General features: G+C 72.4%; 19 protein-coding genes. 8 read left to right on the plus strand and 11 right to left on the minus strand.

Annotation, left to right across the window (positions count from 1 at the left end; all coding sequences use genetic code 11):
• The first annotated feature begins 99 nt into the window (after positions 1 to 99).
• The 3 genes from NNW99_RS27170 to NNW99_RS27180 are packed head-to-tail and all read left to right on the plus strand — an operon-like array spanning position 100 to position 3,349.
• Complete coding sequence (locus NNW99_RS27170) at positions 100 to 1,539, plus strand: glycosyltransferase family 4 protein (protein ID WP_215121785.1); 1,440 nt, start codon at positions 100 to 102, stop codon at positions 1,537 to 1,539.
• Positions 1,533 to 2,282, plus strand: a complete 750-nt coding sequence (locus NNW99_RS27175) for a class I SAM-dependent methyltransferase (RefSeq protein WP_215121786.1) — start codon at positions 1,533 to 1,535, stop codon at positions 2,280 to 2,282. The genes NNW99_RS27170 and NNW99_RS27175 overlap by 7 nt, the downstream gene beginning before the upstream one ends.
• Positions 2,279 to 3,349 carry a prenyltransferase gene (locus NNW99_RS27180; protein ID WP_215121787.1) on the plus strand — a complete coding sequence of 357 codons (1,071 nt, stop codon included), beginning with the start codon at positions 2,279 to 2,281 and terminating at the stop codon, positions 3,347 to 3,349. The genes NNW99_RS27175 and NNW99_RS27180 overlap by 4 nt, the downstream gene beginning before the upstream one ends.
• Before the next feature lie 94 nt (positions 3,350 to 3,443).
• Here the strand turns inward: NNW99_RS27180 and NNW99_RS27185 are convergent, their stop codons facing one another.
• The 7 genes from NNW99_RS27185 to NNW99_RS27215 form a co-directional block, all read right to left on the minus strand.
• Complete coding sequence (locus tag NNW99_RS27185; RefSeq protein WP_215121788.1) at positions 3,444 to 3,737, minus strand: hypothetical protein; 294 nt, start codon at positions 3,735 to 3,737, stop codon at positions 3,444 to 3,446.
• 46 nt (positions 3,738 to 3,783) lie between these two features.
• Positions 3,784 to 4,794 (minus strand): LLM class F420-dependent oxidoreductase, encoded by a 1,011-nt coding sequence (locus NNW99_RS27190; protein ID WP_215121790.1) that lies wholly within the window; start codon positions 4,792 to 4,794, stop codon positions 3,784 to 3,786.
• Positions 4,795 to 4,892: 98 nt separating this feature from the next.
• Entirely contained in the window at positions 4,893 to 5,750 is an 858-nt protein-coding gene (locus tag NNW99_RS27195) for a DUF5336 domain-containing protein (protein ID WP_215121792.1), read from the minus strand.
• A 157-nt stretch (positions 5,751 to 5,907) separates the two neighbouring features.
• On the minus strand, positions 5,908 to 6,867 hold the full coding sequence (locus NNW99_RS27200) for an N-acetylmuramoyl-L-alanine amidase (RefSeq protein WP_215121793.1): 960 nt from the start codon (positions 6,865 to 6,867) through the stop codon (positions 5,908 to 5,910).
• Positions 6,868 to 6,930: 63 nt separating this feature from the next.
• Positions 6,931 to 7,224 (minus strand): hypothetical protein, encoded by a 294-nt coding sequence (locus tag NNW99_RS27205; RefSeq protein ID WP_215121795.1) that lies wholly within the window; start codon positions 7,222 to 7,224, stop codon positions 6,931 to 6,933.
• Positions 7,225 to 7,555: 331 nt separating this feature from the next.
• The gene (locus tag NNW99_RS27210) at positions 7,556 to 8,209 is read right to left on the minus strand and encodes a class I SAM-dependent methyltransferase (RefSeq protein WP_215121797.1); all 654 of its coding nucleotides are present in this window, start codon (positions 8,207 to 8,209) and stop codon (positions 7,556 to 7,558) included.
• A 101-nt stretch (positions 8,210 to 8,310) separates the two neighbouring features.
• The gene (locus NNW99_RS27215; protein WP_215121798.1) at positions 8,311 to 10,050 is read right to left on the minus strand and encodes an MFS transporter; all 1,740 of its coding nucleotides are present in this window, start codon (positions 10,048 to 10,050) and stop codon (positions 8,311 to 8,313) included.
• 185 nt (positions 10,051 to 10,235) lie between these two features.
• Here NNW99_RS27215 and NNW99_RS27220 point away from each other — a divergent pair, with 185 nt between their 5' ends.
• Both NNW99_RS27220 and NNW99_RS27225 read left to right on the plus strand, forming a co-directional pair.
• Positions 10,236 to 11,666 carry an MFS transporter gene (locus NNW99_RS27220; protein ID WP_215121799.1) on the plus strand — a complete coding sequence of 477 codons (1,431 nt, stop codon included), beginning with the start codon at positions 10,236 to 10,238 and terminating at the stop codon, positions 11,664 to 11,666.
• Between the two features lie 252 nt (positions 11,667 to 11,918).
• Positions 11,919 to 12,704: a class I SAM-dependent methyltransferase gene (locus NNW99_RS27225; RefSeq protein ID WP_215121801.1), complete on the plus strand. Its 786-nt coding sequence runs from the start codon at positions 11,919 to 11,921 to the stop codon at positions 12,702 to 12,704.
• Here NNW99_RS27225 and NNW99_RS27230 read toward each other — a convergent pair.
• The 3 genes from NNW99_RS27230 to NNW99_RS27240 all read right to left on the minus strand — a co-directional run bounded on the left by NNW99_RS27230 (position 12,672) and on the right by NNW99_RS27240 (position 16,188).
• Complete coding sequence (locus NNW99_RS27230; RefSeq protein WP_215121803.1) at positions 12,672 to 13,289, minus strand: response regulator transcription factor; 618 nt, start codon at positions 13,287 to 13,289, stop codon at positions 12,672 to 12,674. The two genes, NNW99_RS27225 and NNW99_RS27230, sit on opposite strands and share 33 nt — an antisense overlap.
• A complete protein-coding gene (locus tag NNW99_RS27235) occupies positions 13,286 to 14,518 on the minus strand; it encodes a hypothetical protein (RefSeq protein WP_215121804.1) in 1,233 nt (410 codons plus the stop codon). Before NNW99_RS27235 ends, NNW99_RS27230 begins: the two co-directional genes overlap by 4 nt.
• Before the next feature lie 386 nt (positions 14,519 to 14,904).
• Complete coding sequence (locus tag NNW99_RS27240) at positions 14,905 to 16,188, minus strand: sensor histidine kinase (protein ID WP_215124479.1); 1,284 nt, start codon at positions 16,186 to 16,188, stop codon at positions 14,905 to 14,907.
• A 306-nt stretch (positions 16,189 to 16,494) separates the two neighbouring features.
• Here NNW99_RS27240 and NNW99_RS27245 point away from each other — a divergent pair, with 306 nt between their 5' ends.
• From NNW99_RS27245 to NNW99_RS27255, 3 genes are read left to right on the plus strand one after another with little or no spacing between them, the layout of a single operon-like run.
• Complete coding sequence (locus NNW99_RS27245) at positions 16,495 to 17,352, plus strand: MaoC/PaaZ C-terminal domain-containing protein (RefSeq protein WP_215121806.1); 858 nt, start codon at positions 16,495 to 16,497, stop codon at positions 17,350 to 17,352.
• 48 nt (positions 17,353 to 17,400) lie between these two features.
• Positions 17,401 to 18,477: a Zn-dependent alcohol dehydrogenase gene (locus NNW99_RS27250; RefSeq protein ID WP_215121807.1), complete on the plus strand. Its 1,077-nt coding sequence runs from the start codon at positions 17,401 to 17,403 to the stop codon at positions 18,475 to 18,477.
• A gap of 11 nt (positions 18,478 to 18,488) precedes the next feature.
• The gene (locus NNW99_RS27255) at positions 18,489 to 19,430 is read left to right on the plus strand and encodes a 3-oxoacyl-ACP reductase (protein WP_215121809.1); all 942 of its coding nucleotides are present in this window, start codon (positions 18,489 to 18,491) and stop codon (positions 19,428 to 19,430) included.
• Between the two features lie 70 nt (positions 19,431 to 19,500).
• On the opposite strand, the gene NNW99_RS27260 is transcribed toward NNW99_RS27255, so the two are convergent.
• A complete protein-coding gene (locus NNW99_RS27260) occupies positions 19,501 to 19,668 on the minus strand; it encodes a hypothetical protein (RefSeq protein ID WP_215121810.1) in 168 nt (55 codons plus the stop codon).
• Positions 19,669 to 19,714: the final 46 nt, after the last annotated feature.

The raw sequence follows: 19,714 nt of genomic DNA on the forward strand, positions 1-19,714 counted from the left end.
GGTAGATTCAGTGCCTCCGAACGATCAAGTCTGAAACTTGTTCTAGATTAGCGTCCCGGCGTAATCTCGCGGGACAGTGCAGGGAGAAGGGGGCCCAGAGTGACCGCTGAGGCCAGGGAGGCCGGGCCCTCGGAGGACCCCGCCGCCGACGGCTTGCGACCGCTCCACATCGCGCTCCTCACCTATAAAGGGAACCCGTTCTGCGGCGGCCAGGGTGTCTACGTCCGGCACCTCTCGCGCGAGCTGTCCCGCCTCGGCCACCGCGTCGAGGTCATCGGTGCCCAGCCCTACCCCGTCCTCGACGAGGGCCACGACGGCCAGAGCCTCACCGAGCTGCCCAGCCTCGACCTCTACCGCCAGCCGGATCCTTTCCGCACCCCGAAGCGCGACGAGTACCGCGACTGGGTCGACGCGCTCGAAGTGGCGACCATGTGGACCGGCGGCTTCCCCGAGCCCCTGACGTTCTCGCTGCGCGCCCGCCGCCATCTGCGCGCCCGCCGCGGCGAGTTCGACGTCGTCCACGACAACCAGACGCTCGGGTACGGACTGCTGGGAGACGTGGGCGCGCCCCTCGTCACCACGATCCACCACCCCATCACCGTCGACCGGCAGCTGGAGCTGGACGCGGCGGACGGCTGGAAGCGGCGCCTGTCGGTGCGCCGCTGGTACGCCTTCACCCGCATGCAGAAGCGCGTCGCCCGCCGGCTCCCCTCCGTGCTCACCGTCTCCGGCACGTCCCGCCAGGAGATCGTCGACCACCTCGGTGTACGCCAGGACCGGATCCATGTGGTCCACATCGGCGCCGACACCGACCTGTTCTCGCCGGATCCCTCGGTGCCGGTCGTGCCGGGCCGGATCGTGACGACGTCCAGCGCGGACGTGCCGCTGAAGGGCCTGGTCCATCTCGTCGAGGCGCTCGCCAAGGTGCGCACCGAGCACCCCGGCGCGCACCTCGTCGTCGTCGGCAAGCGGCCCACGGAGGGGCCCGTCGCCCAGGCGATGGAGCGGTACGGCCTCGCCGGCGCCGTCGAGTTCGTCAAGGGCATCTCCGACGCGGAACTCGTCGACCTGGTGCGCTCGGCGCAGGTCGCGTGCGTGCCCTCGCTCTACGAGGGCTTCTCGCTGCCGGCCGCCGAGGCCATGGCGACGGGCACGCCCCTGCTCGCCACGACCGGCGGCGCCATACCCGAGGTCGCGGGCCGCGACGGGGAGACCTGCCTGGCGGTACCCCCGGGCGACGCGGGCGCGCTGGCCGCCGGTCTGAACCGGTTGCTGGGCGACCCCGAACTGCGGGCCCGGCTCGGCGCGGCCGGTCGCGAACGCGTGCTGCGGCACTTCACGTGGGCCAGGGCGGCGGAGGGGACGGTGGCCCGGTACCGCGAGGCGATCGCCGGGTCCGAGGGCGTCGGGGCGGGCCGCTCCACGGCCTTGCCGGGTGCAGAGCGCGTGGCTGTCACGGATGCCGTGCCCACGGCCCCCGCCTCCACAGCCCCCACAGATGTACAAGGCGTCAACTCCGAAAGCAGGGCCACGTGCTGACCGTCGACTTCTCCCGGTTCCCGCTCGCGCCGGGCGACCGCGTACTGGACCTCGGCTGTGGTGCCGGCCGGCACGCGTTCGAGTGCTACCGGCGCGGCGCGCAGGTCGTGGCGCTGGACCAGAACGCCGAGGAGATCCGCGAGGTCGCCAAGTGGTTCGCGGCGATGAAGGAGGCCGGCGAGGCCCCCGAGGGCGCCACCGCCACGGCCATGGAGGGCGACGCCCTCGCGCTGCCCTTCCCCGACGCGTCCTTCGACGTCGTCATCATCTCCGAGGTGATGGAGCACATCCCGGACGACAAGGGCGTCCTCGCGGAGATGGTCCGGGTGCTCAAGCCCGGCGGCCGCATCGCCATCACGGTCCCGCGCTACGGCCCCGAGAAGGTCTGCTGGACCCTCTCCGAGGCCTACCACGAGGTCGAGGGCGGCCACATCCGCATCTACAAGGCCGACGAACTCCTGACGCGCATCCGCGAGGCCGGCCTCAAGCCCTACGGCACCCACCACGCGCACGCGCTGCACTCGCCCTACTGGTGGCTGAAGTGCGCGTTCGGCGTCGACAACGACAAGGCGCTGCCGGTGCGGGCGTACCACAAGCTCCTCGTCTGGGACATCATGAAGAAGCCGCTGGCCACCCGGGTCGCCGAGCAGGCCCTGAACCCGCTGATCGGCAAGAGCTTCGTGGCGTACGCGACCAAGCCGCACCTGCCGCGTGTCTCCGACGCCGGGGCGGACGCCCAGTGACCACTCCCCGGACGGAACATCTGGTCCTGCCCGGGGTCCTCACCGCAGGGCAGGCCGCCGCGACCGTCGCCGGCATCCTCGCCGTGCAGCGCGAGGACGGTGCGATCCCCTGGTTCCGGGGGCATCACCTCGACCCGTGGGACCACGTCGAGGCGGCCATGGCCCTCGACACGGCAGGCGAGCACGAGGCCGCAGAGCGGGCCTACCTGTGGCTGGCCCGGCACCAGAACGACGACGGCTCCTGGTACGCCGCCTACGCGGACGGAGAGGCCGGCGACGTCACCGACCGGGGCCGGGAGACCAACTTCGTCGCCTACATCGCCGTGGGCGTCTGGCACCACTACCTCTCCACCGGCGACGACACGTTCCTGGAGCGGATGTGGCCGGCGGTCTACGCGGCGATCGAGTTCGTGCTGCACCTGCAGCAGCCGGGCGGGCAGATCGGCTGGCGGCGCGACGACGACGGCACGGACACGGCGGACGCGCTGCTGACCGGCAGCTCCTCGATCCACCAAGCGCTGCGGTGCGCGCTGGCGATCGCCGAGCAGCGGGAGGAGGCGCAGCCGGACTGGGAGTTGGCGGCGGGTGCGCTGCGGCATGCCATACGTCGGCATCCGGAGCGGTTCCTCGACAAGAACCGGTACTCGATGGACTGGTACTACCCGGTGCTCGGCGGTGCGCTGACCGGGGCCGAGGCCAAGGCCCGTATCGAGGAGGACTGGGACCGGTTCGTCGTCCCGGGGCTGGGTGTGCGGTGTGTCGTGCCCAACCCGTGGGTGACGGGTGGGGAATCGGCCGAACTCGCCCTCGCGCTCTGGGCGATGGGCGAGTCCGACCGGGCGTTGGAGGTGCTGCAGTCGATCCAGCATCTGCGCGATCCGGAGAGCGGGCTGTACTGGACCGGGTTCGTCTTCGAGGACGAGGCGATCTGGCCGCGGGAGTTGACCACGTGGACGGCCGGGTCGTTGTTGCTGGCCGTGGCCGCGTTGGGTGGGCACGAGGCCACGTGTCAGGTGTTCGGTGGGGACGAGTTGCCCAGCGGGCTGGACTCGGACTGCTGCGCCTAGGAGTTCGAGGGCTCGCCGGTTGTGCGGGCGCGGGTTGTGCGTGGCTTGTCGCGCAGTTCCCCGCGCCCCTGAAGGACGAGCCCCTTCAGGCGTTCTAGTGCCGGTGTGCGCGATTGGCGATCGCGTGGCCCACGAGCAGGTAGACCACCGCTGCCAAGCCGTAGCCGCAGACCACTCGGGCCCAGGCTTCGTCGAAGGTGAAGAGGTCGTGTGACCAGCCGGCGAGCCAGCGGGCCGCGTCGTGGATGAACTGGACGAAGCTGTTCGCCTGGTTGGCGTCCAGCAGGTACATCAGGATCCACAGACCCAGGATGAGAGCCATGATGTCGGCCACGACCGCGACGATCGTGCCGACCTGATTCGCACCGTTGCGACTTCGAGGGGACATGGCATTCGGATTGCCCTTGAACTCTGGATGAAACCCGGGGATTCGCTCAGGCGTTCAACTCGGCGAGAACGCGCAGCGTGTGGCGGTCGGGGCTGAGCACCAGCAGGTCCGTCACCGGGCCCTTGCGCCACGACTCCAGCCGCTCCGCGATCCGTTCGCGCGGGCCGACCAGGGAGATCTCGTCGGCGAAGGCGTCGGGGACGGCACGGACGGCCTCGTCCCGGCGGCCGGAGAGGAACAAGTCCTGGATGCGGCGGGCCTCTTCCTCGTAGCCCATGCGGGCCATCAGGTCGGCGTGGAAGTTGCGGGCCGCGTGTCCCATGCCGCCGATGTAGAAGCCGAGCATCATCTTGACGGGCAGCAGGCCCTCGGCGACGTCGTCGCAGACCCGGGCCTGCGCCATCGGTGCCACCAGGAACCCTTCGGGCAGATCGGCCAGGGCCGGGCCGTACACCTCGGGCCGGGTCGGCGACCAGTACAGCGGCAGCCAGCCGTCGGCGATCCGGGCCGTCTGGGCGACGTTCTTCGGCCCCTCCGCCCCGAGCAGGATCGGCAGCTCGGCGCGGAGCGGATGCGTGATCGGCTTGAGGGGCTTGCCGAGGCCGGTGGCGTCCGGGCCCCGGTAGGGGTGGGAGTGGAAACCTCCCTCCAGTTCGACGGGGGCCTCGCGACGCAGCACCTGCCGTACGACATCGACGTACTCGCGGGTGGCGGTGAGCGGGGACTTCGGGAACGGGCGGCCGTACCAGCCCTCCACGACCTGTGGTCCGGACAGGCCGAGGCCCAGCATCATGCGGCCGCCGGAGAGATGGTCGAGGGTGAGCGCCTGCATGGCGGTGGTGGTCGGCGGGCGGGCCGCCATCTGGGCGACCGCCGTGCCCAGCTTGATGGTGGAGGTGTGGGCGGCGATCCAGGCGAGCGGCGTGAACGCGTCCGAGCCCCAGGACTCCGCCGTCCACACGGAGTCGTAGCCCAGCCGCTCGGCCTCCCGCGCCAGCGGAATGTGGTCGGGGGAGGGGCCGCGGCCCCAGTAGCCGAGTGCGAGACCGAGCCGCATACCTGCCTCCTGACGGTGCGTCAGCCGACTGGGGCGACGACTGTACGGCAACGGCCCCCCGCCCGGAAGGGCGAGGGGCCGTGAAAGGGGCCGTGGGCTCAGCCGCGCTGGATGCCCGACGTGTCCTGGAGGACACCGCGGCGGCCGTCCTGCGTCTGCGCGACCAGGGCCGGACCGCGCTGCTCGACGGCCAGGTACCAGGTACCCGGGGCGAGTTCGGCGATCGGCGTCGGCGAACCGTCCTCCGCGAACAGCGGACGCGGCACCGGCACCGCGAACCAGAACGGCGAGAAGTCCCCGGCCGGAGCCTGCGGCGCCTGCGCCTGCTGCGGCTGAGGCTGCCCGCCGAACGGCTGCGCCTGCTGCGGCTGCCCGGGCTGACCCGGCTGCCCGGGCTGCGGGTGACCGTAGCCACCGGGCTGCTGCGCGCCCGGGTAGCCGTAGCCACCGGGGGGCTGAGCGCCGTAGGGCTGCGGGGCGGCCGGGCGGGGGGCCGGGAGGAGGGCGCCCTTGAGCGCCGGGACGAGGGGGGTGGCGATCGCGGCGGCGGCCATGAGCAGCGTCGCGACGAGCGCGAGGATCATGCCGATGCCGGGGCTCGGGGCGCCTTCGCTCGCGTTGTCACCGATGTTGTCGAAGCCACCCGGTACGTCGACGATGTTGCCGAGCGCGCTCCACGCGGCGAACACCGTGAACGCGACGCCGAACTGGCCGAGGTCGAGGCCGGCGACCTTCGGGACCTGCGGCAGGCCCCGGGCCACGACGACCAGCGCGGCGCCGATGACTCCGGCCAGCACGACGCTGAACACGACCGGGCCGCTGCCCCACAGCATGGGGAGGTCGACGCTGTCGGGGACATCGTCGAAGGAGTACAGGTCGAGGAACGACGCGATGAAGAGCAACACCGCTGCTCCGAGCACCACGCCATCGCCTCGAGTGAGGGAGCGGATATTCACTTCAGGTCCTTCGTAGGTCGTCTCATCGTCGGTAGAGGCGTCGCTGTCACCATGTCGCCGTCAGGCCCCTGTGTGAAGCGCGGGGGTGGCCCCTCATCGTAGGGAGACACTATCGTCCGCCCTGTCAGGGTGTCCGCCGGGATCCGCCCGTCGAGAACTACCCGTGCAGGAAACTCACGATTCCCTCAGAGATCCCTTGCGCCGCTTTCTGCCTCCACGCGCCACTGGTCAACAACGCCGCGTCCTTGCTATCGCGCATGTTGCCGCACTCGATGAACACCTTCGGAACCGTTGACAGATTGAGACCGCCCAGGTCCTTACGCGTGACGAGACCGGAGCCGTCGCCGATGTAGTTGGACGGGGCGTTGCCGGTGACGGCGACGAAGCGGCCCGCGACGCGCTCGCCGAGGTCGCGGGAGGGGGCGACGATGGCGCGGGTGTCCGCGGAGCCGGCGTGGACCGCGCCGGGCAGGATGACGTGGAAGCCGCGGTTGCCGGTGCCCGAGCCGTCCGCGTGGATCGAGACCACGGCGTCGGCCTTCGCCTCGTTGCCGATCCGGGCCCGCTCGTCCACGCACGGGCCGTACGGCCGGTCGGCGTCCTGCGTCAGCTTCACCGTGGCGCCCTGCGCTTCGAGGAGCGCGCGCATCCGGTGCGCGACGTCCAGGGTGAACTTGGCCTCGGTGTAACCGTCGTTGGTGGACGTCCCCGTGGTGTCGCACTCCTTCCAGTTCGTCCCGATGTTCACCTTGCGGTTGATCTCGGACGGGTGCTGGAAGTTCTCCGGGTTGTGGCCGGGGTCGATGACGACGACCTTGCCCTTGAGTGGGCCGGACGCGGTGGGCGTGGGATCGGCGCCCGGCTTCTTGCCGTCGTCGGTCGCGTCGTCGGTGGCCTCGTCCGTGGCGTCCTCGGCGGGCGGGCTCGACGCGGCCGGCGGGGAGGACCGCACGGTCGCCTGACCCGAGCCGTCTCCGTCCCCCGAGCCGCCCACGGTCTCGTACACCAGCCAGCCGAGCAGCGCCCCCGGCACCAGCGCGGCGAGCGCGACGGTCAGGGGGCCGCGGCGGGAGCGGCGGGGCTGGGGTGGTTCGAAGTCCGGGCCTACGTACGACACGTCCCTCACCCTAGCCGCCCGCCCAGGCCGTCCGTGGGCCGAGCACGGCCGGGCGGGTGGTGGCTAGCTGCCGTTTCCGTCGGGGTCTTCGCGGCGTACCGCCTCCTTCACCTCCGCCTCGATCTCCTGGCGGGGTGTGTCCTCCTGCTTCGCGTACGCCGTCAGCGCCGCCTGGACGTCGCGGGCGAGGTCGCGCCAGGCGCGCCAGGCGGTCTCCCACGTCGTGGTCTGCTGGTCGCTCCACTTGGTCTGGGTGGGCGGACCGTAGGCGTCCCGCAGTTTTCGCATACGGGCGTGCGCCTCGTCCGCCGCGCGCTGCTTCTCCACGAGTTCTGCGAATGCGATGGTGTGTGCCACGCGGCCGGATCCTCGAACAGCGGCCGTCCCCCGCCGACGCGCCACGCCGCCCGTGGGCCGACCGGGAGAGTGCGGAGGGGGCCCGGTTCACCCGGCCAGCCGCCGCGCTCTGCGGATGCCCGGGGACCGGCCGGCCGCCCGGCCGTCGAGTTCCTCGGACACCCGGGGCCCGGCGTCAAGTCGTCGAGCTCGCTGACGCCCGGCGCTCAGCCGGCCGCCCGCTCCATGGATGCCCGGCATCCGGCCCGGGCCCGGTGCAGGCAGGCGTCCCGCCGTCGCCGCCGGGTGCCGGGGGCGCAGTGCCCCGGCCTGCACCCGGCCGCGCCCGCTCTCAGACGCCCGGCCCCGTGCGCCGCAGCACACGCAGGGAGTTCGTCGCCGAGACCTCGGTGAACGCGCCGGAGGCGAGAGCGCGCAGGTAGACGCGGTACGGGGCCTGGCCGGTGAACTCGTCCTGGGGATCCGGGAAGACGTCGTGGATGACGAGCAGGCCGCCCTCGGCGACATGCGGCGCCCAGCCCTCGTAGTCGGCGTTGGCGTGCTCGTCGGTGTGGCCGCCGTCGATGAAGACCAGGGCCAGGGGCGTGCGCCAGAACCCGGCGATCTGCGGGGAGCGGCCGACCAGGGCCACCACGTGGTCCTCCAGGCCCGCCCCGCGCAGGGTGCGGCGGAACGTGGGCAGCGTGTCCATCAGGCCGAGCTCGGGGTCGACCGTCTCGGGGTCGTGGTACTCCCAGCCCGGCTGCTGCTCCTCGCTGCCGCGGTGGTGGTCGACGGTCAGCGCGACCGCCCCGGCCTCCCGGGCCGCGTCGGCGAGCAGGATCGTGGACCGGCCGCAGTACGTCCCGACCTCCAGCAACGGCAGCCCCAGCCCCCCGGCCTCCACCGCCGCCGCGTACAGGGCCAGCCCTTCGTCCACGGGCATGAACCCCTTCGCCGCCTCGAACGCGGCCAGGATCTCGGGCTTCGGGGCCGCGGGCGGCATGGGGTTCCCTCCGGTCGTACGACGGTTGTGGGCGCCATGCTGCCGTACCCCCTGCCGACGGGCGACAGGGGGTACCGGTGAGTAGGGGAGCGGCGGGCCGGTCAGGCGGGGACCGTCCTGCTCGGCAGGTCCAGGTCCAGGTCGACCGGGCGGTCGTCGCCCGTGTGGGTCGCGGACGAGGCGAGCGGGGCGTGGCCCGGGGCGCGGGCGGCCACGACGTAGGAGCCCTGGGCGGGGACGGTGAGGGCGTAGCTGCCGTCCTCGGCGGAGAGGGTCGCGCCGGCCTGGCGGCCCCGCCGGTCGATCAGTGTGACCTTGGCGCGGGCGACCGGGGCGCCGTCGGCGTCCAGGACCCGGCCGCGGAAGCCGCGCAGGACCGCCTCGGCGTGCTCCAGGTTGGCGTCCTCCTCGCTGCTGGCCCGCAGCTGCGGGTGGGCGGCGGGGCGGCGGCCGGGCAGGAAGAGGGCCAGGACCAGGCCCACCGCGACCGCGGCGGTGGCGATCAGGAAGGAGACCCGGAAGCCGTGCATGGTCGGGATCGCGACGCCGCCGACGTGGTTCGCGGTGTTGGCCAGCACCATGCCGATCACGGCGCTCGACACCGACGTGCCGATGGAACGCATCAGGGTGTTGAGGCCATTCGCCGCACCCGTCTCCGACGCCGGGACCGCGCCCACGATCAGCGCGGGCAGCGAGGAGTAGGCCAGGCCGATGCCCGCGCCCAGCAGCACCGAGATGACCAGGCTCTGCCAGGCGGCGCTCATCAGGCCGAGGCCGGCGCCGTAGCCGATCGCGATGATCAGCAGGCCGAGGATCAGGGTGACCTTGGGGCCGTACTTCGCGGACAGCCGGGCGTAGACGGGCGCCGTGAACATCATCGTCAGGCCGAGCGGCGCGACGAGCAGACCCGCGACGACCATCGACTGGCCGAGGCCGTAGCCGGTGGACGTCGGCAGCTGGAGCAGCTGCGGCAGGACCAGGGAGACGACGTAGAAGGAGACGCCGACCATGATCGAGGCGAGGTTGGTGAAGAGGACGGCCGGGCGGGCCGTGGTGCGCAGGTCCACCAGGGGGGCCTTGAGGCGCAGTTCCATCACGCCCCACAGGAGCAGCACGACCACGGCCGCGCCGAACAGGCCGAGCGTGGTGCCGGAGGTCCAGCCCCAGTCGCTGCCCTTGGTGATCGGCAGCAGGAACAGCACGAGACCGGCGGACAGACCGAGCGCGCCCAGCAGGTCGAAGGAGCCCTCGGCGCGCATCGGGGACTCCGGTACGACGAGGAGGGTGAGGACGATGGAGAGCACACCGAGGCCGGCGGCGCCGTAGAAGAGGGCGTGCCAGTCGGCGTGCTGGGCGACCAGCGCGGCGGCGGGCAGGGCGAGGCCGCCGCCGACGCCTATGGAGGAGCTCATCAGGGCCATCGCCGAGCCGAGGCGTTCCCGGGGCAGCATGTCGCGCATCAGGCCGATGCCGAGCGGGATGGCGCCCATCGCGAAGCCCTGGAGCGTACGGCCGGTGATCATGAGCAGCAGATCGCTGGTGAGGGCGCTGAGCAGCGCGCCGGCCACCATGACGGCGAGGCTGAGGATCAGCATGCGGCGCTTGCCGAACAGGTCGCCGAGGCGGCCCATGATCGGGGTGGCCACCGCACCCGAGAGAAGGGTCGAGGTCAGGACCCAGGTCGCGTTGCCGGGGTCGGTGTCCAGCAGTTGCGGCAGATCCTTGATGACCGGGACGAGCAGGGTCTGCATCACCGCGACAACGATGCCCGCGAAGGCGAGCACCGGGACCACGGCCCCGCTCGCTCTGCCGGCGGGGCGTTCTGTCGTCGTCTGCGTCATTGAGGGGGGCCTCCAGGGCGGGGTTACATGGTTACGTGGTGCCTGAACTTGTATGCGTAGGCAACTATTCCGTTGCTTCGGCACTCTAACGAATTCTTGACCATCTCTTGGGGCGGGGGCCTAGGTCTGCGGTCGCAAGCCCTAGGCCGAAATCCCGATGCCATGAGCATGAAGCGGTTGAGAGCATGACACCCATGCTTGAAGCCGCCGAAAGGACCCGAACACCTCGCCGTGCCGCGTCGCCGCCCACCTGGCTGGTGGTGGCGCTCACCTGTGCCGGGCAGTTCCTCGTCGTCCTGGACGTGTCCGTCGTCAACGTGGCGCTGCCCTCGATGCGGACCGGGCTCGGGCTGAGCGAGCAGGGCCTGCAGTGGGTGGTGAACGCCTACACCATCGCCTTCGCCGGGTTCATGCTGCTCGGCGGTCGGGCCGGAGACCTCTACGGCCGCAAGCGGATGTTCCTCGTCGGACTCGGTGTGTTCACCCTGGCCTCGGCGGCGGGCGGACTGGCGCAGGACGACTGGCAGTTGCTGGTCGCCCGGGCCGCCCAGGGGCTCGGCGCGGCGGTGCTGGCGCCCTCCACGCTGACCATCCTCACCTCGGCCGTGCCGGAGGGCCCGGCCCGGGCCCGGGCGATAGGGACCTGGACCGCGGTCGGGGGCGCCGGCGGCGCGGCGGGCGGTCTGGCCGGCGGGCTCCTGGTGGAGGCGCTGGACTGGCGCTGGGTGCTGCTGATCAATGTGCCCGTGGGCGTCGTGGTGCTCTGCGCCGCCGCCTGGTTCCTCGTCGAGGCCCGGGCCGGCGACCGGCGGCGCCTCGACCTGCCGGGCGCGCTGCTCGTGACGACCGGGCTCGGCACGCTCGCCTACGGCATCTCCCAGACGGAGGCGGAGGGCTGGACGGCGGCGGCCACGCTGCTGCCGCTGCTCGCCGGGCTCGCGCTGCTCGCCCTGTTCCTCGCGGTCGAGGCCCGTACCGCGAGCCCGTTGATGCCGCTCGGGCTGCTGCGCCTGCGGTCGGTGGCGTCCGCGAACGTCGCGATGTTCCTGTGCGGCTTCGCGATGTTCTGCATGTGGTTCTTCATGACCCTGTACGCGCAGAACGTCCTGGGGTACACGCCCCTGGAGGCCGGGCTGGCCCTGGCTCCGAGTTCCCTGGCCGTCGTCCTCGGCTCCAAGCTCGCGCCCCGGCTGATGCGGGCGGCCGCCCCTCGTACCGTGGCGGTGCTGGGCACGCTGGTCGCCGTGACCGGCTTCGGCTGGCAGTCCACGATGACCGCCGAGGGCTCCTACGCGACGGCGATCCTCGTCCCCGGCCTCCTCATGATGTTCGGCGCGGGCCTCGCGTCCACCCCGCTCGCCGCCCTGGCCACGTCCGGCGCGGCCCCCGGTGAGGCCGGTCTGGTGTCCGGCCTCGTCAACACCTCCCGCACGATGGGCGGTTCACTGGGCCTGGCCGTCCTGTCCACCCTCGCTGCGGCCCGGACGGCGGGCGGCGAGTCGCCCGCGGCGCTGACGGAGGGCTACGCGCTGGCGTTCCGGGTGGGGATCGGGGTGCTGGTCGCGGGCGTGCTGTTGATGTGGGTCTGGCTGCCGCGGAGTGCGGGGGAACGGTAGGGCGGCCGGACGTCTGCCATCTGCCGGGCGGTGGAAATCAGGGCGGGTCGCGTGGCCCGGGAAGGGGGCTTCGAGGCCCCTGGACGGTGTTCCGCCGCTGTATCGGGCCGGGGGTGAAGGGGTGCGTCGGCGGGGTGTGTTCCGGCGGCGCTGAGGGCCGTGGACGGCGTTTCGCCGACGCCCGAAAACCTGCTCTGACCTGGGGTTTTGATGGATCCCGGCGTACGATTGGCGGACGCGGAAGGGGGCCGGATGGACCGGAACATGCGCACCGTCGACGACGTACTCGCCCTGCTCGACGGGCTGTTCGCACCCGAGGCCGATCGATGGACGGACCGGGGTGCCGACTGGTGGGACGGGTTCTACGCCGACCGTTCCCGGCCGGTGCCGTTCTTCGTGGCGAAGCCGGACGAGAACCTGGCGAGTTGGGTGGAGCAAGGGAAGACCGGCGGGGGCCGCGCGCTGGAACTCGGGTGCGGCCCGGGGCGCAACGCGCTGTATCTGGCGGCCCGGGGCTTCGAGGTGGACGCCGTCGACCTGTCCCCGGCGGCCGTCGCATGGGCCGGGGAGCGCGCCCGGGAGGCAGGGGTGGAGGGCGTACGGTTCCACCTCGGCGACGCGTTCGCCCTCGCCGGTACGGAACTCACCGGGCCGTACGACCTCGTCTACGACTCCGGCTGCTTCCACCATCTGCCCCCGCACCGGCGGATCAGCTATCGGGCCCTGCTGGAGAACGTCCTGGCGCCCGGGGGCCTGTTCGGCCTCACCTGCTTCGCCGCCGGGGCCGGAGGGATGGGGTCGGAGCTGTCCGACGCGGACTTCTACCGGGAGGCGGGCGGACTGCGGGGCGGGCTCGCGTACACGCCCGAGTCGCTGCGGGGGATCTTCTCGGGGCTCACCGACGTAGAACTGCGGCGGATGCGGGACGAGCCGCAGGAGTCGGCGTACTTCGGGGAGAGCTTCCTGTGGACGGCCCTGTTCCGCCGGGCGGGGGCGCAGGACCCCTCAGAGCCAGCCCTGGCTGCGGGCCTCGCGTAGGGCCTCCATGCGGTTGCGGGTGCCCGTCTTGCCGATGGCGGAGGAGAGGTAGTTGCGGACGGTCGACTCCGACAGATGGAGCCGGGCGGCGATGTCCGCGACGGTCGCCCCGTCCGCCGAGGCCTTGAGGGCGTCGCTCTCGCGGCCGGTCAGGGGGTTCGGCCCGGCGCTGAGCGCGGCGGTGGCGAGGGCCGGGTCCACCACGGTCTCACCGGCCAGGACACGGCGGATCGCGGCGGCCAGTTCCTCGACGGGGCCGTCCTTCACGAGGAAGCCGGTGGCTCCCGCCTCCATCGCGCGGCGCAGATAGCCGGGCCGGCCGAACGTCGTGAGGATCAGCACGCGGCAGTCCGGGACCCGGGTCCGCAGGTCGGCGGCGGCGTCCAGGCCGCTCCTGCCCGGGAGTTCGATGTCGAGGAGGGCGACGTCGGGGCGGTGGGCGAGCGCCGCGTCCAGGATCGCGTCACCCGCCGCCACCTGGGCAACGACCTCGATGTCGTCCTCCATGCCGAGCAGCAGCGCGAGCGCGCCGCGCATCATGCCCTGGTCCTCCGCGAGCAGTACGCGGACGGGTCTGTCGGTCACGCGCCCAGGGTAGGCCGGACAGGCCGCGGCGAGCCGAGCAGCGAGGTCAGCGTCTCGGTGAAGGCCGCCGCAGAATGATCGGCGTGCGCGCGGACGCGGGTCGCCACGGCGTCGGCTCCGCCGCCCTCCACGAGCCGCACGACGCGGTCGACGGTCTGCTCGTGCGGTGCGTGGGTGGACAGGTAGAAGTCCGTCGCGTCGTAGGCCATGTGGAAGACGTGCTTCTTCACATCGCTCAGCGTCAGGTAGTCGTCGTGGGTCTTCGGCGTCGGCTCGGGCGCGCCGACGCACACCGCCGGGGTGCCGGCGCCCCAGGCGTTGACCGCCAGGTGGTAGGTGTCCGTGATGACCAGCCGGTAGCGGGGCAGCACCGCCACCAGGTCGCCGATGGTGTGCTTGCCCGGGCGGGCCGCGATGTGACCGAGCGGCGCGGGGACGTCCCGGTCGAACCAGGGCAGCCACTCCAGCGGGGCGCCCAGGCGGTCGGACAGGTCCTGGCAGGCGGCGGGCAGCCAGTCGGGGACGGGCGTCCTGGCGCCGAGGAACACACCGATCGCCCCGCCCTCCGGGAGGGACCGGGACCAGTCGGTGGTGGGGAGGTGGTCGAGGTCGCCGGGGCGGGACAGCAGCGCCGCGTCCGAACCGAAGTGGTCGGTCGTACGGTCCCCGCGCAGATGCGTGATCTTCGCCGCGGAGAGCGGGTCACGCACCCAGGTGCGGTGGCCTCGCGTCACCAGACGTGAGAACAGGGGGCCGTACTCCTTGTCCTCGTAGTCGGACTGCGTGTTGTGCAGGATGGTGCCGCCGTAGCTGAGGGTCCGCGCGAGGAGCTCGTCGGGCTGGTCCGCGAAGAGCAGGGTCCGGTTCAGCAGGGCCCGGGCGGCGTCCCGGTCCGCGGCGAAACCGAAGTCGAGCAGACGGTTCGTCGCGTCCTGTGCCAGATAGTGCCGGGTGTGCAGGAAGTCGCCCCAGAAGACGACCGCGTCATGGTCGCGGAGCGTGTCGAGGTGCTCGGCCAGCGGCCGGAAGCGGAACGGGAAGTCGGTGCCTCGCGCGCACTCCCGCAGCGGCACGGTCTCCGGCGTGTGCAGAGTGAACCAGTCGGCCTCCACCTCGTGGCCCTCGGCGGCCATCCGCCGCCGCAGCGACTCGAACGCCAAGTCGACGGTCAGCATCCCGGTGTTGCGATACCCGATGTTCGGCGCGGTGATGACAGCGACGCGTCCCATGTGCCCCATTTCCCCCAGCAGTTGCCCACGCCTCGAGATACGGCGCGACCCGTCGGCCAACGTACACGGGGGTGTTCTTCGGCAGGGGGCCTGCCCCCGGTGGGCGGAGGGGGCCTGCCTGCCTCCGGCGGGCGGAGGGAGCGGCGGGGGCGCCTGCCGCCGGGGCGGTGAACGCTCACGCCGGTGCCGCCACCGCCGGGCGGCGAACGGTCACGTCGGTTCCGCATCGCCGGGCGGCGAACCGTGGCGCCGGTGCTGCCACCACCGGGCGGCGAAGGCTCACGCCGGTTCCGCCACCGCCGGGCGGCGAACCGTCACGCCGATTCCGGCACCGCCGGGCGGCGAACCCATAGCGTCGGTTCCGCGACCGCCGGACAGCGAACCCGTCACACCGCTTCCGCCACCGCCGCGCGCGTATCCGCCCTCTCGACATCGAGCGGCAGTTCCGCCGTCACCGCGAATCCGCCCTTGGCCCGAGGCCTCGCCGTCAGCGATCCGCCCGCCACCGCGAGCCGCTCCGTCAGCCCGGTAAGCCCCGTGCCGCCGAGTCCACCGGAACCCCGGGGCCCGCTCACGGCCCCGAGCTCACCACCGACCGCGCCACCCTCAGCAACCACCCCCACCCCGTCATCGACCACAGACACCCGCACCCGCACCCGCTCCCCGTCCACCCCCGCCAGCGCGATGTCGCAACGCTCCGCCCCGCTGTGCCGTACGACGTTCGTGACCGCCTCCCGCACCACCCAGCCCAGCAGGGCCTCGGTCTGCGGTCCGAGCGGTGGGCCGGTGCGGGACACGGTCAGGGCGATGCCCGCCGCCGTCAGGACCGAGTGCGCGCGGTCGAGTTCCGTGTCGAGGCTGCCCTGGCGGTAGCCCGTCACGGCCTCGCGGATCTCCGTCAGGGCCTGGCGGCCCACGGCCTCGATATCCGTGATCTGGGCCAGCGCCGCGTCCAGGTCGCGGGCGGCCAGGCGGCGGGCCGCCTCCGACTTCACGACGATCACCGACATCGTGTGCCCGAGCAGATCGTGCAGGTCCCGGGAGAAACGGAGCCGTTCCTTCTCGACCGCCCGGCGGGCCAGCTCCTCACGGGCGGCGCGCAGCTCCCGTACGGCCTCGGAGAGCCGGATGATCGCGGCCGTCACCATGGCCGAGATCCATGTGGCGTACGCGATGTCGAGGCCGCCCCAGCCGTCGTGGTAGCAGGACACCGCACCCGCCAGCACCGCCACGGCCGTACCGGCGGGCCGCAGATGCGACAGCCGCAAGGCCGCGCCCGTGGCGAGTCCGAGCAGGGGGAAGAACAGCAGCCAGGTGCCGCCGTAGCCCGCGCCGAGCGCGCACGTCACGGCCGCCAGCACCGCGAGCGCCACCCGCGTGGAGAGGGCCTCGCGCTTCTCCCGGTCGAAGGCGCGGAACGCCACGTAGATGTACAGCGAGTTGAACCCGAACAGGCCCAGCCCGCCGATCCACGGGTCCGTCGTCCGGTCCTGGAAGAGGTTGGAGAACGCGCCCATCCCCATCAGCAGCCAGGGCAGCAGCGTGAAACCGCTGGGCGGCGGGCCGGGGCTCTCGGTGTCCGTGGCGTGCCGGCGCCGGTGCTTCCTGGCCTGCCGGGCGGCCGACCGTGTCGCCTCGACGTGGCACCCGACCTTGCTCGTCCAGGACATGTCCCCGCCTCCGCTCGTGGTCATGTCGGTGACGCTACGGATCCGCCGCCCCCGGCGGCAGAGGCGGTTGTACGGAGTCCGGCAGGACGAATGTCACCGGTGTCCGCCCTCCCGGAACCCCGGCATCTGACACGACGTCAGGAGGCTTCACAACTCCGCGGGCCTGGGCTATACAGAGGTCGCAGGACTGGAACGCGTTCCAGTTCGGTCCCAGACGGCCTCGGTGCGGCCGACGGTGCGGACGGCCGTGCCGAGGTCTCTTCCACGGCGATGCCGAGGCCCTTTCCCACGGCGATCAGGAGCCCCATGCCCATCGACGCAGCCAAGGCGCTCGCCGCCGAGCCCCGGACCGGCGAGATCACCTGGGACCACAGGGACGTGCAGCTCTACCACCTCGGCATCGGCGCGGGCACCCCCGCCACCGACCCCGACGAGCTGCGCTACACCCTGGAGTCCCGGCTGCACGTCCTGCCGAGCTTCGCCACGGTCGCGGGCGGCGGAAAGCCCGGGGTGACCGGCGGGCTGTCCATGCCCGGCATCGAGGTCGACCTCGCCCGGGTCCTGCACGGCGGCCAGAGCCTCGTCCTCCACCGGCCCCTCCCGGCGACGGGCACCGCCACCGCCACCAACCGGGTCGCCGCCGTGTACGACAAGGGCAAGGCGGCCGTCCTGGTCCTGCGGACCGAAGTCGGCGACGCCGACGGCCCGTTGTGGACCAACGACGCCCAGATCTTCATCCGGGGCGAGGGCGGCTGGGGCGGCGACCGCGGCCCCTCCGCCCGGCTCGACCCGCCCGCCGGTGAGCCGGACCGGATCGTCGAGCGGCCCGTCCGCGAGGACCAGGCCTTCCTCTACCGCCTCTCCGGCGACTGGAACCCCCTGCACGCCGACCCCGAGTTCGCCAAGGTCGCCGGATTCGAGCGGCCCATCCTGCACGGGCTGTGCACCTACGGCATCACGCTCAAGGCCGTCGTCGACACCCTCCTCGACGGGGATGTGACCCGGGTGCGGACGTACACCACCCGGTTCGCCGGAGTCGTGTACCCGGGGGAGACCCTGCGGATCCGTATGTGGCACCAGCCCGAGTCCACACGCGTGGCCGTCAGCGCCGCCGAGCGGGAGGACGCGCCCGTCCTCGCCGACACCATCGTCGAACACACCTGAGTCCACAACGATGTCGAGTCCAGCACGCCGTACGAGGGGAGCCGCACCATGCGCGCAGCCGTACTGCACGAGATCGGCCAGGACAAACTGGAGGTCCTCGACGACGTCGAGGCGGTGGGGTTCGGACCCGGCAAGGTGCGGATCAGGGTGCGCGCCACGGGGCTGTGCCACTCGGACCTGTCCGCGATGAGCGGGGTGCTGCCGCAGCCCGCGCCGTTCGTGCCCGGGCACGAGGGAGCGGGGGAGATCCTCGAAGTCGGCGAGGGCGTAGGCCACTTGAAGGCCGGTGACCGGGTCGTCGTCTGCTGGCTGCCCGCCTGCGGCGCCTGTCCCGCCTGCAAGCGCGGCCAGACCGAACTGTGCCTCGCCGGGTTCATGAACGCCGGCACGCCCAACTTCAAGCGCCCCGGCGGGGACGTCTTCGGCTTCGCCGGCACCGGCACCTTCACCGAGGAGGTCGTCGTCGACGCCGGCTGCGCGGTGCCGATACCCGACGACGTGCCGTTCGACATCGCCGCGCTCATCGGCTGCGGCGTGACGACCGGGCTGGGCGCCGCGCTCAACACCGCCGACGTGGAGGCCGGTTCGTCGGTCGCCGTCATCGGGTGCGGAGGCGTCGGCATCTCCGTGATCCAGGGCGCCCGGCTGCGGGGCGCCGCCGAGATCGTCGCCGTCGACCCCATCGCCTCCCGCCGAGAGAGCGCGCTCAAGTTCGGCGCCACCAGAGCGATCTCCCCGGACGAACTCCCCGACGCCAAGCAGCAGGTCACCGCCGGTGAGGGCTTCGACTACGTCTTCGAGGTCGTCGGCAAGTCGGCCACGGCACGGACCGCGTACGACACCACCCGGCGCGGCGGCACCCTCGTCGTGGTCGGCGCGGGCGCCATGGACGACTCCCTCCAGCTCAACATGTTCGAGCTGTTCTTCGACGAGAAGCGCATACTCCCCTCCATGTACGGCGGCGGAGACGTCCTGCGCTCCTACGAACGCACCATCGCCCTGTGGCGCGCCGGCCGGGTCGACCTGGCGGGCCTGATCACCCACCGGGTCCCGTTCGCCGACGTCAACGAGGCCCTGGACCAGATGCGGACCGGGACCGCCCTGCGTACCTGCATCGAGATGTGAGGACGTCCACCATGACGCTGCCTCTCCAGGGACTGTCCGCCGTCGTCACGGGCGCGGGCCGCGGGCTAGGCCGGGCCGACGCGCTGGAACTCGCCCGGCTCGGCGCCGCCGTGGTCGTCAACGACTACGGGCAGCCGGGCCGCGACGGCAGCGGCGAGGCCTCCGCCGGGCCCGCCGAGGAGGTCGCCGCCGAGATCCGGGCGACGGGCGGAACCGCCCTCGCGCACACCGGTGACGTCTCCGACTTCCGGCAGGCCGGCGAACTGGTCGAGTCGGCCGTCGCCGCGTTCGGCAAGCTCGACATCCTCGTCAACAACGCGGGCATCCTGCGCGACCGCATGGTGTTCTCGATGGCCGAGGAGGAGTGGGACTCCGTAATCCGGGTGCACCTCAAGGGCCACTTCAACACCACCCGGTACGCCGCCGCCCACTGGCGGGAGCGGTCCAAGCGGGCCGGGGCGCCGGTGTACGGGCGGATCGTGAACACCTCCTCGGAGGCGTTCCTCGCCGGTTCCGCCGGGCAGCCCAACTACGCGGCGGCCAAGGGCGGGATCGTCGGCCTCACCACCTCCACGGCCCTCGCCCTCGGCAAGTACGGCGTGACGGCCAACGCGATCTGTCCCCGCGCCCGCACCCGGATGACCGAGGACGTCTTCGCGGGCGTCGAGGGCGCCTGTGGCACCGGCCTCGACCCGCTCGCCCCCGAGCATGTCGCCCCGCTCGTCGGCTATCTGGCCGCGCCCGCCGCCGCCCGGGTGAACGGGCAGCTCCTCGTGGTGCACGGCGGGATGGTCGCCGTCGTCGAACGACCCCGGGTCGCCGCCAAGTTCGACAGCAAGCAGGACACCTTCACGTACGACGAACTGGACGCCGTCCTCGGGCCGTACTACGCGGACCGGCCGGAGGGGGAGACCTTCGCGGCGGCGGAGGTGCTGGGACTGAAACGCGGCTGAGGAACGCCGAACGGCCCCGCCCGCCATATCAGGGGTGGGGCCGTTCGCTGTTCAGGGCACTGACGTTTCGTCAGGCCGCCGTCTCGGTCTGCTCGGTCTCCGCCACCGGCTTGCGGTGGCGACCGCGCGGAGCCGTCTCGCCGTCGTGCGTGGAGACCTCACCACGGTGCCGGCCGTGGCCGGCGGAAGTCTCCTGGACGTCGTCAGCATGCAACTGGTTCGTGCCGGCGTCGCTCATCGGATGGAATTCACCCCGTCAACATGATCTTTCTTACAGCCGGGCG

Source organism: Streptomyces sp. CRCS-T-1 (genome assembly GCF_024442335.1).
Lineage (GTDB): Bacteria > Actinomycetota > Actinomycetes > Streptomycetales > Streptomycetaceae > Streptomyces > Streptomyces koelreuteriae.